16 protein-coding genes are annotated in these 14,999 nt (G+C 54.1%); 8 read left to right on the top strand and 8 right to left on the bottom strand.

From position 1 onward, the window contains the following. The 3 genes from K9U38_RS21425 to K9U38_RS21415 all read left to right on the top strand — a co-directional run. The coding region (locus K9U38_RS21425; RefSeq protein ID WP_224496385.1) for a mechanosensitive ion channel family protein at positions 1–532 on the top strand (532 nt) is incomplete at its 5' end. A gap of 695 nt (positions 533–1,227) precedes the next feature. Beyond that, positions 1,228–2,706, top strand: a complete 1,479-nt coding sequence (locus K9U38_RS21420) for an arylsulfatase B (protein ID WP_224496384.1) — start codon at positions 1,228–1,230, stop codon at positions 2,704–2,706. Positions 2,707–3,404: 698 nt separating this feature from the next. Next, positions 3,405–4,379, top strand: coding sequence for a L,D-transpeptidase family protein (locus K9U38_RS21415; protein ID WP_224496383.1), 975 nt, complete (start codon positions 3,405–3,407; stop codon positions 4,377–4,379). A 198-nt stretch (positions 4,380–4,577) separates the two neighbouring features. Here K9U38_RS21415 and K9U38_RS21410 read toward each other — a convergent pair whose 3' ends face one another. The 5 genes from K9U38_RS21410 to K9U38_RS21390 form a co-directional block, all read right to left on the bottom strand. Then, positions 4,578–4,787: a cold-shock protein gene (locus K9U38_RS21410; protein ID WP_224496382.1), complete on the bottom strand. Its 210-nt coding sequence runs from the start codon at positions 4,785–4,787 to the stop codon at positions 4,578–4,580. A gap of 124 nt (positions 4,788–4,911) precedes the next feature. Continuing rightward, entirely contained in the window at positions 4,912–5,814 is a 903-nt protein-coding gene (locus K9U38_RS21405) for a S1C family serine protease (RefSeq protein ID WP_224496381.1), read from the bottom strand. Positions 5,815–6,042: 228 nt separating this feature from the next. Further along, entirely contained in the window at positions 6,043–6,393 is a 351-nt protein-coding gene (locus K9U38_RS21400; protein WP_224496380.1) for an AraC family ligand binding domain-containing protein, read from the bottom strand. A 295-nt stretch (positions 6,394–6,688) separates the two neighbouring features. Continuing rightward, entirely contained in the window at positions 6,689–7,549 is an 861-nt protein-coding gene (locus tag K9U38_RS21395; RefSeq protein ID WP_224496389.1) for a transglutaminase-like domain-containing protein, read from the bottom strand. Between the two features lie 27 nt (positions 7,550–7,576). Continuing rightward, on the bottom strand, positions 7,577–8,161 hold the full coding sequence (locus K9U38_RS21390) for an SHOCT domain-containing protein (protein WP_224496379.1): 585 nt from the start codon (positions 8,159–8,161) through the stop codon (positions 7,577–7,579). Positions 8,162–8,902: 741 nt separating this feature from the next. Between K9U38_RS21390 and K9U38_RS21385 the strand changes: the two genes are divergently transcribed. Both K9U38_RS21385 and K9U38_RS21380 read left to right on the top strand, forming a co-directional pair. Next, positions 8,903–9,985, top strand: a complete 1,083-nt coding sequence (locus K9U38_RS21385) for an extracellular catalytic domain type 1 short-chain-length polyhydroxyalkanoate depolymerase (protein WP_224496378.1) — start codon at positions 8,903–8,905, stop codon at positions 9,983–9,985. A gap of 107 nt (positions 9,986–10,092) precedes the next feature. After that, a complete protein-coding gene (locus K9U38_RS21380) occupies positions 10,093–10,218 on the top strand; it encodes an entericidin domain-containing protein (RefSeq protein WP_224496388.1) in 126 nt (41 codons plus the stop codon). Positions 10,219–10,237: 19 nt separating this feature from the next. Here the strand turns inward: K9U38_RS21380 and K9U38_RS22175 are convergent, their stop codons facing one another. Both K9U38_RS22175 and K9U38_RS21370 read right to left on the bottom strand, forming a co-directional pair. Further along, the gene (locus tag K9U38_RS22175; RefSeq protein ID WP_370632029.1) at positions 10,238–10,531 is read right to left on the bottom strand and encodes a DUF982 domain-containing protein; all 294 of its coding nucleotides are present in this window, start codon (positions 10,529–10,531) and stop codon (positions 10,238–10,240) included. A gap of 253 nt (positions 10,532–10,784) precedes the next feature. Continuing rightward, a complete protein-coding gene (locus K9U38_RS21370) occupies positions 10,785–10,985 on the bottom strand; it encodes a hypothetical protein (protein WP_224496377.1) in 201 nt (66 codons plus the stop codon). 655 nt (positions 10,986–11,640) lie between these two features. On the opposite strand from K9U38_RS21370, the gene K9U38_RS21365 reads away from it, so the two are divergent. Then, positions 11,641–11,931 carry a hypothetical protein gene (locus K9U38_RS21365; RefSeq protein WP_224496376.1) on the top strand — a complete coding sequence of 97 codons (291 nt, stop codon included), beginning with the start codon at positions 11,641–11,643 and terminating at the stop codon, positions 11,929–11,931. Positions 11,932–12,018: 87 nt separating this feature from the next. Here the strand turns inward: K9U38_RS21365 and K9U38_RS21360 are convergent, their stop codons facing one another. Next, the gene (locus K9U38_RS21360) at positions 12,019–12,726 is read right to left on the bottom strand and encodes a Crp/Fnr family transcriptional regulator (RefSeq protein WP_224496375.1); all 708 of its coding nucleotides are present in this window, start codon (positions 12,724–12,726) and stop codon (positions 12,019–12,021) included. Between the two features lie 533 nt (positions 12,727–13,259). Between K9U38_RS21360 and K9U38_RS21355 the strand changes: the two genes are divergently transcribed. Together K9U38_RS21355 and K9U38_RS21350 are read left to right on the top strand one after the other, a co-directional pair. After that, positions 13,260–13,400, top strand: coding sequence for a hypothetical protein (locus tag K9U38_RS21355; protein WP_224496374.1), 141 nt, complete (start codon positions 13,260–13,262; stop codon positions 13,398–13,400). Positions 13,401–14,114: 714 nt separating this feature from the next. Then, the gene (locus K9U38_RS21350; protein WP_224496373.1) at positions 14,115–14,915 is read left to right on the top strand and encodes a class I SAM-dependent methyltransferase; all 801 of its coding nucleotides are present in this window, start codon (positions 14,115–14,117) and stop codon (positions 14,913–14,915) included. Positions 14,916–14,999 lie beyond the last annotated feature (84 nt).

The raw sequence follows: 14,999 nt of genomic DNA, 5'->3' as shown, positions 1-14,999 counted from the left end.
AAGTGGCAGCTACAAGGGCACCGTTGAATCTTTCGGCATCCGCTCTGTCAAACTGCGCCATCATCGCGGGCCAATTTTTACTGTTCCGTTCGGTTCTTTGGGCGCGGTACAGAACATGAGCCGCGATTGGGTCATCGACAAATTCTTCATCTCTGTCAACTACGACGCGGACATCGCCAAGGTAAAAAAGCTGGTTAAGGGGGTCGGTGCGGAGCTACTCCAGGATGAGGAATTCGGACCGCAGATCATCGAAACGGTAAAGATGAAGGGCGTGGAGGACTTCTGCGATTATGGCATCAAGCTAAGCTTCGCCATGATGACGAAACCAGGCCATCAGTCCACCATCCGGCGGCGGGCTTACGCGATGATCCGCGAATCCTTCGTGGAAAACGACATCGGATTTGCCTCACCGACGGTGCATGTCGCCGGCGGCGAGGAGCATTCGGCCGATGCGGGCGCGGCAGCGAGAGATACCATGGTTCGTAAGAAGGCTACTGAAGCGAAATTGAAATTGGTGGAGGGCGAAGGCTGAGCTCACGACACAATGGTGCGAAGGATGTTGGAGGCAAGATCTTCTGAACCCGGCTTAGAGCGCTGGCAGTCCAAGAAGCAGGAGCGACCAGCGCAAGCGCATTTGCACTGCACTTTCTCAGCCATCAGGAGTCCATCAACCAGTTCTGAAAGGATCGAAAAATGACCATATACGTGGCTGAGATTTCAGGACGAGGAATTGTTGCTTTTGACGCGGCAACCGAAGATGATGCTAAGGGGCGTCTGGCGGACAAGGGGTTACGGCGGGACCTCCATGTGTTCCAAAACCAAGGGCTCCCTCTGGGACGGTGCTGCTCTCCCTGTCGAGGAAGAAGCGGATCGCCCAATTCTGGCGTTGTTCTAGCGGCTTCTTGACGCCAACCCTTCGGCCAGCGTTCAAAGCCGGTCGTCCCAGTGCTTTAGGATCGTATTGTGCATTACCCATTCTCGTTCTCCTTTGTCCAACATTGGCCGCGAGAACATTGATAGGGCCGATGCCGCTAAGAAATTGCGGGTCTAGCCTTGTCGTTCCTAACTTACCTACCGTAGTTACGAGGGCTGTGTTACAATTAAGTGGAGTTCCTGATCATTGGGTGGTGGGTCCAGAAAACAAAGAACCTGCCTTTGCTGTCCACCCGCATTCATTTCCGAACGCACCGCAGGCTGCGTCGGGAAGAAAGAATGGGGGACACTCAAATGACCTGTCGAGAGCTACCGAAGACTGCTGAGAATGTCAGCGGGATAAGACGGCGTGACCTTCTTCTGAGCAGCTGTTCGCTACTGGCCGCAGGAGTTGCAGCCACCATCGTTTTGCCCTTGAGGAGTCGGGCATCTGCGCAGGGCTCCGGGCCGCCCAACATCGTCTACATTGTCGCGGACGATCTGGGCTGGAAGGACGTCGGCTTTCATGGTTCCGACATCAAGACCCCAAACATCGATGGGCTTGCCGAATCTGGAGTTAAGTTCGACCAGTTCTATGTTCAGCCAATGTGCACGCCAACGCGGGCAGCATTCTTGACCGGGCGTTATCCCCTTCGTTACGGGTTGCAGACCGCGGTCATTCCCTCGGGTGGTCAATACGGCCTTGCTACCGACGAATGGCTGCTGCCGCAGGCGCTGAAGGAGGCGGGGTATAAAACTGCTCTGATTGGAAAATGGCATCTCGGCCACGCAAAGCCTGAGTATTGGCCGCCGCAGCGCGGGTTTGACTACTTTTACGGAGCATTGGTCGGCGAGATCGATCATTTCAAGCACGAGGCGCATGGGGTCGTGGACTGGTATCGGGGCAACGATCAGGTCGTGGAGCCGGGCTACGACACGACCCTCTTCGGAGACGATGCCGTTCGGCTGATCAACGACCAGGACCCGCAAACACCGCTATTCCTGTATCTCGCCTTCACAGCGCCGCACACGCCTTTTCAGGCACCCGAGGAATACCTCGACCGAAATGCGCATATTGCCGACGAGTCGCGCCGCACCTATGCCTCGATGATTAGCGCCATGGATGACCAGATCGGCCGCGTTCTCGACGCGCTCGAAAAGCGCAACATGCGTGAGAATACCCTCATCGTCTTCCACAGCGACAACGGCGGAACACGCTCAGCGAAGTTTGCGGGCGAGTCTGCGGTGAAAGGTGATCTCCCTCCCAACAACGGCCCGTATCGGGACGGTAAGGGGATGCTGTACGAAGGGGGGACGCGAGCCGTCGGGTTGGCCAACTGGCCCGGCAGGGTGCAGCCCGGGGTGGTCAATGGAATGGTGCACGTTGTCGACATGTATCCAAGTCTTCTTGGCCTCGCGGGAGCCAAGCTCGGCAAGAACAAGCAACTGGACGGAATCGACGTCTGGCCCGCGATCAGTCAGGGGAAACCGTCGCCGCGCGACGAAGTCATCTACAACGTCGAACCGTTCCGGGGTGCGGTGCGCAAGGGAGACTGGAAGCTGGTTTGGGCGGCGACCCTACCGTCGAAGTTGGAGCTCTTCGACCTGTCGCATGATGCGTCGGAGAAGACCAATCTGGCGGATACAAACTCCGACAAGGTCAAGGAATTGCAATCGAGGATCGAAGGTTTGGCCCGCGACGCGGTCCCGCCTCTATTTATCGCGGATGTGCTGCGCATCGCGATGAGCGCGGCACCGTCGACACCGGACATGTACTTTATAAACCCGGACTAGGGCGTGGTAAAGATTTCGCTATCCGAGTCGGGCAGCGAGTTTGACGAAGACCGTGACGTTAGCGCATGACTCGCAATGCGACGCGCCCAAACAGCTAGCTTGCTGAAGAAGTGCTCGAAGAGATGCTCTTGTGCGAAGTCTCCTTCTGGCGACGCAACCGCAACCTCCAGCGTGGTCGTCGGCAATGTCTGCTTTCAGGCGGTGGCAAAACTGACCTCAACGGCCGACATCGAGGCGCGAAGCGGTCAGTCGCGCCACGATCGCCAAGCGGCAGCTTCGGGGCCGAAAGCGGACTGGCGGCTGTTGGCGAGAGGACTGTCGATAGCAGAACTTGAGATTCCGCGCGTTTAAACGGACCCGCCGACCAACATTATGATCTGGCCTCCGCAACAGGCCAAGACATTAGCCGAGCGGACCTAACGGCTGAACCCTCGAATTGATATCCACACACCTAAAAAGAGCAACGAGCACAGCGCCAAAGATGTTTGAAAGGATATTTGAATGCGCCACCACCGGACATCGTTGAGCAACAGGTTGATGAACAAGAAACCGGGATGATCATATGTGAACAACAATCCCGTATCCAGAGCGATGACCTGGCATTGAATCGGGAACGATCAAACTAGCTGCGAGTTGGAGGCAACCACAGAAGAACAATTATTTTCGGAACATCTTCATCGCAACTCCATTTGAGGGCCATGAAAACATTTGTTGGAATGTCCGCGCTCTTGATCGTTTCCGTCGTTGTCGCTGAAGCCGCCGAGGTCAAACCCGACTCGATCAATTCTGCGTCCCTGTCCACTATCTCTGCTGAGCGCGCTTCCAAACCATCGGCCGATCCTGATCCTGCGATCATCCGCCTTCAGGTTCTCCTCGATCGCGCGGGTATATCGCCGGGCGTGATCGACGGCATTTTTGGAAAGAACGTTACCCAAGCGGTGGCCAGTTTCGAAAAGATGATGGGGATGCCCGCGGACGGCACAATCGACCCCGATGTAATCAGCAGGCTGGAGACGGGCGGCCCGATTATCGACACCTACACGGTCACAACCGACGACGCGAAAGGCCTCGTGGACCATATTCCCGCAGACTACGGCGAAAAGGCGAAGATGCCGAGCTTGGGTTACACGAGCGTCGCCGAAAAGCTTTCTGAACGTTTCCATATGCATATCGACCTTTTGACTGCGCTTAATCCAGGTTCAGATTTCGTCCCTGGGGAAACAGTCCAGGTAGCGATGCCGGGTTCCCCGCGCCAAGGAAAGGTGGCCCGCATCGAAGCCGACAAGACGGCTGGGCAGGTCACGGCTTACGATAATCGTGATGTCCTACTTGCAGCGTATCCCGCGACGGTTGGCAGCGAGGACAATCCTTCTCCAGAGGGTACGCACAAGGTGAAGGGCGTCGCGCGGATGCCCGTCTTTAAGTACAATCCAAAGGTCAACTTCAAGCAAGGGGAGAACGATAAGATCCTCACCATTGCCAAGGGCCCCAATGGGCCGGTCGGAAGTGTCTGGATTGATTTAACCGAGCCAACCTACGGTATTCATGGAACGCCTGATCCCGAGCTTATCAACAAAGTCGGGTCGCATGGCTGTGTTCGTCTGACAAACTGGGACGCTGAGGAGCTAGCTGAAATGGTGAAGCCGGGCGTCGTTGTACGGTTCGTCAATTAAAGGTATCGGCTGCCGTATTCCGATCGAGCTCCACTGATCTGATTATGCAACTTTCAAGTGTAGCGGTGCGACCAAGCTGACCGACGAAGAGCAAAACGGGCGCGAAAACCTTTTCAATCGGCACGCAATTCCCTCCCGCGAGTGTCTTGTCCAGTTTGCGCCGCTCGCGAAATGTCGCGCGATTAAGACAGTAGCTAATCAGTCAACGCTCAGATTGTCAGCAGACGATTTGCCCGAACGGCGGTCTTGGGTGATCTCATATTTGATTTTCTGACCGTCATTGAGGCCACGCAATCCAGCCCGCTCTACTGCAGATATATGGACGAACACATCAGTGCCGCCATCGTCAGGTTGTATGAAGCCAAAACCTTTGGTCGAGTTAAACCATTTAACAGTGCCAGTAGCCATTTTCATCTTCTTCGTGCTTTAGAGTGTTAGCAAATCAAATTTCCGCACGAGGTGATGTCCTCGACCGGAAATGTCAATGAGCAGAATCTCTGGTCGAACCTGATGGAAACACCCGGTTCCCGCCTCACTGCAGCGAAGGTTTTTTAAGAAAGCTATTGCGATCCGCCGTTTTCACGCGCAGCCAGGCTTCTCTGCCGTCGCGCAAAACCCTCATCGGGATCTCTGATCCTATTGGGCCACTTTGCCAGACCTTCCGATAAAAATCTGCAAGACCCTCGATCTCACCACCTTGGATTTCGGAAATGATGTCGCCTCGCCGCAGACCGGCTTGCGCAGCCGGGCCAACTTCAGAAACGCTCAACACCACGACCTTACCGTTGCTTTCTGCGGAAAAGGCTCCAAGCCATGGCCGGGGTTTCCTGCTGACCTTCCCTTGGGTGAGGAGATCGCTTAGAATTGGTAGAAGGATATCGACCGGTACGACCATGTTCATGTCCACCGTTTCCCCATCCACTATCGTCTGTAATTTTAGAGACCCAATGCCCAACAGTTTTCCGTTTGGACCAAATAGTGCAGCGCCACCCCAGGAGGGATGTGCAGGCGCAACGAAGATTGCGTTATCCAGAAGGTACTCCCAGTATCCTGCAAACTCTTGCTTTGCGACGATGTTGGAATGGACGGACCGACCTAATCCGTCGACGAGAACCACGTCATCTCCCGATTTGGCCTCAGCAGCATTTCCGAAATGCACCGCAGGAACTTCAAGATGGCCCATGGCCAGAACGAGACCAAAACCACTTTCCTGATCATAGGCTAGCGGGTGCCCTGGAACCAGTTTTCCATCTTGGCTTGTCAACCAGACTTCGTCAGCTTCAGTAATTAAGTACCCGATTGTGAGCACGAGCCCGTCATCGCGAATTACAACACCGCTACCTTCCCTCACCGTACCGAGCGACGATGCAGTAAATGCATCGTCCGGTATGGTAGTTCGGAGCGCAACAACTGAACGGGAAACGGCGGTAATCATATTATCTGTCCAGAATCTGAGTGGCGATGAGCTGATGTATTCGTCTCGTAATGATAACGCATTGTCACAAGGCTCGGTTCTGCAATGAAACTGGGGCCAGTGTGGCTAGCATTCCATTTGCTCCGGACGCCATCACATTCTTGCGCCGACCTTATGGGCTTTTTCGGTGACCACGGTATCAATTGCACGCCTTACTCAAATAGGCTCCAACTTCGCTATATGCCTCGGCTAAGATTCGGTTTCCTGCCAATGGGGGTAAGTAACGTAAGCGGTCACTGCGCCCTTCTCGTGCGAACGGATCGTTACTCGATCACCGCCCTGCATGGCGATAATTTCGCCTGGTCCCGCATTGAACGTTTCCCCATTGCTGGTGACCGAGACCCGCCCCTCCAGAATCACCATCGTGTCATGTACTGCAATGGTCGTTTCAAGGATTTGGTTTGGCCCGTATCGCCCGAAGCCGACGGTTACCGGTCCACCATGGCGTTGGTCCAAGACATTGCCGGCAAAGACGTCGGCCTGCTGCCCCGGTGAACGCTCGAAGGACGCATTTGCCAAGGCAAACTTGTAAACTGTCACGATTTTTCTCCATGCATCGAGATCGCTTCATTGTCAAAACGGTCCGATGGCCGTCCGGTTCCGTCGCTCCGAGATTACGACTGACGGCCGCTTATCCGCTACTCAAACCGGTTGGTGAGGATGCGCTACGATGACCTGCCAGGGATATTTCCGGATGTGTAGCAAGACCACCAATCTTCCTCTATGGAGTTGAAAAATAATCTTAGGTGAAAACCGATTGGCACAGGCTCAGACCTCCCAGACGTAAGCCACTAAAACTGCGCAAGGATGATCGTTGCGTGCCAGAGACCTTAAATCAACTTTCTCCGGCATTCGGCGCGGTTTCTGCTGTCGAGATTGCATCGATGGTGCGCTGGGTAGTAGCAATCCCCGGTTCCAAAGAATCAATGGTTATGCTGATTGGTCCGGGAATGAAGTCACCAAATTGCGATGCAAATGCTATCTCGGCAGCGTCACGTCCAACACCGATGCGAACCAAACCGTCGAGGTTGGCTTGGCGTGTTCCGTCAAAAAGCCACCATCGTCCATCGAGATAAGCCTCGAAAACCGCATGGAAGTCCCGGGGTTCAAGCCCGTAAGCATAGCAGCTTACAAATCGCGCCGGGATGCCGAGCGCTCGGCAGAAGGCGATACCCAAATGGGCAAAGTCACGGCAAACGCCGGCCCGTAGCAGCAGGCTTTCGTCGGCTGTGGTCTGGGGGTTGGATGAACCCGGTTGGTAGGCAATATTTGCGTAAAGCCAATTGCAGATCGCGGTTACCCGATTATGGCCTTTCGGTAACATCCCGAATTCGCGGCTGGCGAAAGCGGCAAGCCTATCGGAAGGCACAAAGCGCGACGGAAGCAAGAAAGGCATGATATCAAGCGGTATCTCGGAAATTGGTGTCTCGGCGACGGAATCGGGGTCAGCGCGAAACACATCCAGGGTGACCTCGGCTTGATAGTGAACGTTCAGGGGACCCGGCAGGCAATTTATGCTGACATAGCGGTTATGGACATCGGGTGTAACGTAGGTCCGGCGGACATTGTCGGGAGTAATGACAAGGCGCTCTGTCAAGTCGCGGTGTCGAAGCAACCGGGCGACCTCAAGACTAAAGATGAAAACCGTCGGGCTGACGACCTCGTAGGAGAGCTTACAACCGAGCTTGTAGCGTATTGTCATGAGATGCCGCCTCTTGGGAGATCAATCCGGTTTGGTTACTATCTCCAGATCCGCAATATCTATCGGACCGTGTTGCGAGGTAAAGCGCAATGATTGTAGAGAACTCTGCTGTTGCGACACACCGCTAATGAGATGATCCTTGGTGTCGTAGAGCGTTACGGTGGAGCCATGTGCCACCGCCAGTCGGCGAGTTTCCGGAAAGAATGCATAGCGGAGCGTGTTTTGGGAGCCAATTGATGAGGGTTGTCCCCAGCGCTCAGGCCACCACTTGCCTCCTGACCGATAACTTGATGTTTCGGCCTCTGGATCAACCTCTGCTCGCCTACCCATTGATTCCCGATCATCCGAGCCTGCACTTATTAATTGTGCGACGTCCAAGCAAATGGACGCGACTCTAGCCTTCAACGCATCATTGAACATTTCTCCGATCATAAGCATTCCACCTTTCGTCCATTGGCCCATGCCACCAAGGTCCGGATGATTGAATTGGGCCAATGTGCCACGACCAGATGACATCGTCTCGTAGAGATGTTTGACCGCCTCGGAGCTTACACCGTGTCGCTCAGCAATTTCATGCAAAGTTTGCTCTTTGCGATCCTTGAACATGCCCGTACTAGCGCCCCCATTCTCTCAATCGCCACTGTCGCTGCTCAGATCCTATCGGTAGAGCTTCAAAGTCTCGGTGTGGCCTAACAGGCAACATCCACTCCATATTGGCTTCGTTGCTTAACTAAGTAGCTTGTCGATGGTTCCTTGGAGCGGTGTTGTGATCTGGCTCGGATTATTTTTAGGACGATAGTGAGCGCCGGATTTTGATCCACGGGATCTCGGCGAGATCGGCCACCCTTCCTTTGCGATCTCCAGGTGGATCTCGTTAACGCCCCGCTGTCTTGGAGTGTTCCCGCGGCGTCAGCACAGAAGCGTCCTGTGACTTTTGGGTGACGCAAATCGAAAAGCGGTAACGCAAACACGAATTGTGCGTTGCACAATCTAGCGATCTAGGTAACGTCAATCCGATTGATGACTTTGCCCACAAGCGAAATCAGTCATCAGTTGAAGCCTAACCGTGATTACTTAGGCGAGTAGGTACGGCGACGCTTCAGGAGACTTGGTCTATGGACCAAGTCTTTGAACCGCCGGACAATGCCACGCGTGGCAATCGCGATTTATCATCACTTTGACTTCTGATCCATTAGATACGTAAGCCGCCCGCTGGCATCAGTCGGCGCGTGCCCGCGGGTGTAGCCGGCGTTCACCATTTTTTTGTGCAGTGCAGCAACCTATTTCTCGCACTCGCGTTGACGCTGATCGACACCCGCCCCGGTTGTTGAAGAAAAGGACGTCTCCATGCGAAGCATTGCCAGTACGATCAAGCGCTTGAATGTCCTGCGAACGGTAAAATCCTCGCCGATCACAGTTAGCAAGAACACGCGGTTGCAACCAATGTCCGACTTTGGTGACAACCCCGGAAACCTTACGGCATGGACATATGTCCCTACAACGTTCGAACCTGGGGGTGCAGTCGTGGTCGTCTTGCATGGCTGCACGCAGAATGCGGCGAGCTATGATCATGGGGCTGGCTGGTCTCAACTTGCCGACAAGCATGGATTTGCGCTGCTCTTTCCTGAACAACAGCGAGTGAACAATCCCAATCTCTGCTTCAACTGGTTTGCCACGGCCGACATCACCAGAGGTCAGGGTGAGGTGCATTCGATCAGTCAGATGGTTCGCACTATGATCGAACGTCACTCGTTGGATAGCGGACGAGTTTTTGTCACTGGCCTCTCGGCAGGCGGGGCGATGACGACTGCATTGCTGGCAACATATCCCGAACTGTTTAAAGCTGGCGCTGTGATCGCGGGCTTGCCGTTTGGAACTGCATCAAATATCCCCGAGGCGTTCGAACGCATGCAGGGCCAAGGTCTTAAAGAGAGCCGCATTCTGACCGACAAGGTTCGTCATGCTTCCGATCACCAAGGACCATGGCCCTCATTGTCGGTGTGGCACGGTACAGCTGACAAGACCGTCGATCCCATCAACATGGAAGCGACCGTGGGCCAGTGGTGGCATCTGCATGAACTGGACGAGAACCCAATCATTACCTCGCAGCTACAGAACCACCGGTGTCGAACCTGGAGCGACAGCGCAGGCACCCCCCGCATCGAGGCTCACACCATAACTGGCATGGGCCACGGCACACCTATCAAGTCAGGGGAAAATGGTGTGAGCATGCCCTTCATGCTCGATGTTGGAATCTCATCGACATTTCATATCGCAAGCTCATGGGGTTTGATTGGCGAACAGACAATATCAAGTGTCGCAGTTTCCCCGTATCTTCCTGTCCCCGCTTCGGATGACAGTCGCCATCATTCCCCCCATCCGGTGGGAACCGTGATTGAAGACGCACTGCGAAAAGCTGGTCTGATGTAATGCTACTTGCTCCACGGAACCGGGGCGGCAGCGCAACGTTGTGTCCAAAGCACATCAACGAATTTAGGAGAATTTCCATGAGACGCTTGTACCTCGTTTTAGTAACTATGGTATTCGCCCTGACCACGCTTGCCTCTTGCGCGAATACCATTCGCGGTGTGGGCGCGGATACGGCCAATACAGTCAATGCCACACAGTCCGCCGGGAACCGGGTGGTTAGATCGGCCAACTGATCTAAATCGAGACCCGCCCCTAACCTTGGCGCTGGCGAGGTGGGCGGTCTCCATTATCGGTGAACGCAGAGTCGTTCACCTTGTTCCTGACTGTCCGCGGTGGAGTGGTCGAGCGGGTACTTTCAATGACTAAAGCATCGATTTCCTGGGCGGCCTCCATGAATGCAAGCCGAGCTTCATATACCGGGAGTTGGCTCTTTAAGGCTTTCGTGCATATTTCCAAAGCGTTTGCATGTTTTGGCCCACAACGTTTAGTCCAGCATTGTCCCAATAGTTCGAATGCTTGCTCCACGGACGTAACGTTGAGGATCATGCCTGAGCGTGGAGATTTGATCATCACATGTTCAAAGGAATCGCGCATACCCAGAAATGCCGAACTTTCCACTTGGTTCCGACCTTATGACGTCTTTCAAATTTTTAGCCAGATGATCGGACAAAACGGCAATGTCGCCGATGATGTTCGAAGCGCGACAGAAGCGCCAGTCTCGACCTTTCCAGGCGAAGAAAGCTTGACCAGTTCTTTAGCATAACGTCCTACGAAGATGCACAACGCGCGTACGCCGGCATCAATTGTCAGACTTGCTCGGAGCCTGACGATCTTTCTCGTTCTCCTTGGCATCAGATTTGAACGTCGCGTCGCCATCTTTCTTGCCGGAGAGCACGCGCGGGTTTGCGCTGCTCACTCCATCGTTCTTACCGCCGTTCTGTGTCTTGGCAAATTGACCTCTGGCATCGCTTTCCGGAAGTTTTTCGTGAGTTTTAACCATTGGGAGTCTCCTTTGATGAGGGAACTATCACCGAAGCAGAGTGTTCCGGTTGGAATGGTTTTAAACCCGACCATTTATTGGAGGTAGCGATGTTCAAACGATACGCAATTTTGGGGGTGACCGCATTGATGGCTGTAACTGCTTCACCGCAAGCCTTTGCCCAAAGCCTTGAGATTGGGCCGGACGGCTTAAAGTTGCATCAAACTGATCGCAGTAACGAGCCCGACAGTATGCGCCGCCGGGGAATAGATGATCGAGAAGCCATACGCATAGCTCGGCACGAGGGACTTCGCCACGTGGACGACGTAAGGCGAAGAGGTTCGACGTATGTCGTCGATGGCACGGATCGCAGAGGCAACGATATACGCGTTTCCGTTGATCGTCGCACAGGAGAAGTGATCTCAGTCGAATGATTGTCCAGCAACGAGCGTTGATCTCGGCTTTTATGATCCCGCTTCACGGAACGCAGACTTGATGGAGATTTGTAGTCGCCCGACCGACGGCTGCGTAGGCGCCCAAATTGATTTAGCAATTGGGATTAATTGACTCCTTATGTCAACTAGAAGACACTTCTTGGGTCGCCAGGCATGTTTTTGGCTGCTGGCGTTTGAGAGATATTACCGTGCTCCCGCCGTATTGTTGATGGAGGAGCAGTATGCGTTTTTCCACCTTTGACATCGGCTACTCACAACAAGACTCGCGCACCCTTGAATGGGCGCATTGCCGCGCCTGTTTCTTGCTGGGGCGCGATCCCAGTTTAGATCCATTGGCCGAACGTGTTGCCCTAAGCATCATTATTTTCTTCGAGCGAGGTGAGCGGGACTTCGGCCGCCTCGCGTGCATGGCTGTCAAGCGTGAGTATAACTTGATGAAGTTGGGCCGACCGAATGAACCGCATTTTGCGCCAGGCTCGTTGCAGAGCGATTCAATTGGGCCGGACATCTAAATAAACATCATCACTAGCTTCTCGCAGCAATCAACTATGCTTGGCCGATCACGATGGAACGGCTTTCTCAGATGTCCGGACCTTTTTTCAGGCGAAAAGTCTCGCATATTCCTTTTCGGCCAGCCCGTATGATCCATCCGCAAGGTGGATAAGACCATTGCGGTCAATAATGGTAATCCGCCCGCGCTTCGAGCGAATGAGCTTGTTGCTTTGCAGAACATGAATGGCAGCGGTTATGTAGGGTCGTCGCGCACCGAGCATGATTGAGAGAAACTCATGGGTGATCAAAAGGTCGTTGCCGCTTGTTCGGTCGTGCACCATCAGCAGCCAGCGTGCGAGGCGAGCCTCGACAAGATACTCTCTGTTTGCAAGCGCTGTTGAATTGGTTTGCACGATAAGGGCCTGGACATAGAGCAAAAGGAAGTCACGCATGGTTGCACTCTGGTCCATTGCACCTCGAAGGGTGGTGGTAGATATTTTGTGGCCGCTTCCGGCAATCTGCATGTAGGCTGAATAGGGAGTTTGCAGCGCACCGAGCACGACGGAGACTCCTGTCATGCCTTCAATGCCAGCGATGGCTACCTCGACATCACGTCCGGCTGGCGTTTTTTTGGCAACGATTGATGCAAGGCCGCTTTCGAGAAAAAAAACGTCGCTGATCGGTGTATCGGGTGACTCGATTTGGTATCGCAGGGTCAACTCCTGTTTGACCAAATGGGGCGCCAGCAGTGCAAAGTCGTCTGGGCGCATATTCCTTAACAACTTGTTCTCAATTGCAGGCAATGAGATGGGCATTCCAATTCCTTCCGCCGCGGGATTGCTTCGAATCCAGCGCACCCCACAGCGAAACTAATGAATTCAAAAACCGGAGCAATACATAGTCCACTGGTGGACACTTGCCTTAAATAAACTGACCATAAATGAAGAAGAAGGTGATCCGGCGCGGCCTTGGATCATCCAAATATAGGCGGTTTTACGCGCGAGTATCTTATACCCTTAGGACAAGGAATAATAATCATTTTCGATACGCCCTTATTCCAAGCAGTTCGACAAGGCTTTAAGTGCCCGAATCCATTGATCAAAAGAGGATTTATTGACTCAAAATGTCCATTGGTAGACACTTCTAAAGTCGCCACGTGTTTCATGGCCGCTGGTGCTAGAGAGCTCATGCGCTCCCGCCGCAACGCAATCCGGGGGTAAACATCATGCAAACCCCAAAGCTTATGTATTATTCGCGCCAGGACTGGAGGTTGATGGAACGCGCCCTCTATAAGGCATCCATTCAGCTTAGGCGGGAGCCAGACGACCCTGGCTTGGCACGACGTGTGATGACCCTTTTCGACCAGGGCGTGCGCGATGAAGAAACCATTGCGAAGACAGCCGCCTATCAAGAACGCCTGATTATGCAGATTGCGCGGTTGCAGGATGACTGGTGTGGACCGCACAATGGCGGAACATCCCTGCATTGATAGCGGCAGAGGAACATCTCAGGTGGATATCCGACTGGGTGGGCCAATAAAGTGGGAGGACAGATGCGTACTCACAGATCAGCTCCTGGTCAGCCTGTGTATGTCGATGCCCACCCAATAACTGCGATGCAGAGGCCGGTTGGCTCAACCAGCATTACCACCGATCAATGATGTATTTTTGATTTGGAGGAGGCAATAATTATGCTCCAATCCACACTCCGTTGGCAGCGAACCCGCGTCGGGGACTTTATACAAGACTTCGATTACACTGCGATTGTGAACGGTTTGCCGGTCGCCCGCGTCCGCCATTCGACCCTGCATTCGATTAAAGGCTTTTGGCAGGTTTTCCTTGATAACGGCGCACCTGTGTTGGAATGCACGACGCGTCTCAAAGCCATGAAGGCTGCCGAAAATCTGGTTGGCAAGTGCATCGTTTAACCGACGCTTTGTCACTTATCACACATATCCAAACCCTTCTGTGCTCACTGCAGCGAAGATAAATCGGACGGCGAGAATTGAGGGAGTCTTATCGTTGATTTCCTGTCACATAGCTTCGCGAAATGGCAATGCGCGGACATCCCGCAAAAGCTTATGCCTGGTCAGATATGGGTCTACCTTAAAGCATCCCTCGTCACGACTATTGCGATATTGTCCTGACTTCTTGGCAGCCATCGCAATGAGGTCTAGCATATGAACCTTTATGTGGAGGCTCGGATGACCTCAAGCTTTAACGTCCACGATGCAGCCGGCTATGAACAGCTCATGGGCCGATGGAGTCAAAAACTCGCGCCCCTGTTTATCGACTTTGCCGGGCTGGCCGACGGAGATAAGATTCTCGATGTCGGCTGTGGCACCGGTAGCTTGACATTCGCGCTCGCCAAAGCCGCCAATCTCGATGAGATTACTGCGATCGATTTTTCGCCGGTCTTTGTCAAGGAGGCGATCCGGCGCAACAGAGACTCGCGCATAAAGATCCAACAGGCGGATGCCTGCGCGCTGCCTTTTGAGGCTCAAACGTTCGACCGTGCCTTGGCGCTTCTCGTGCTCCACTTCGTGCCCGAGGCCGACAAGGCAGTCGCCGAGATGCGGCGTGTTGTTAGGTCGGGCGGCGTAGTCGCTGCGGCAGTGTGGGACCATCTCGGTGGTATGCCAGGCATGCGAATGATGGTTGATACAGTAGCTGCACTTAGCGAAAGCGGGCGTCAGCTGCGCGAACGTTATTGTTTCCAACCGATGATGCAGCCGGACGAAATGAGACGGGCGTTTGTCGAGCAAGAGCTCGTGGACGTCACGGAAACTCAGCTGATGATCCGCATGACCTACCAAAGCTTCGACGACTACTGGGCACCTATTGCCGCGGGCGAAGGGCCGCTCGGCAAATACGTGGCCGCGCTCGACGCCGCAGAGCGGGTGCGCGTTGATACGGCCGTTCGCCACGCCTATGAGGCCGGTCGACCTGACGGTCCGAGGTCTTTTGCAAACGTCGCCTGGGCCTGCCGAGGCACAGTCCCCTGACCTGACGGTTCTAGATTGGCCCATGCTCTGGAATTACCAGCCCAAGCGGCCGATGCGGATACTTCCAAGAATATTAGCTAGTTT

The organism is Phyllobacterium lublinensis (assembly GCF_020164435.1).
In the GTDB taxonomy this organism is placed as follows: Bacteria; Pseudomonadota; Alphaproteobacteria; order Rhizobiales; family Rhizobiaceae; genus Phyllobacterium; species Phyllobacterium lublinensis.
Note: the sequence above shows the minus strand (reverse complement) of the source record. Positions and strands in the feature narration are given on the sequence as shown.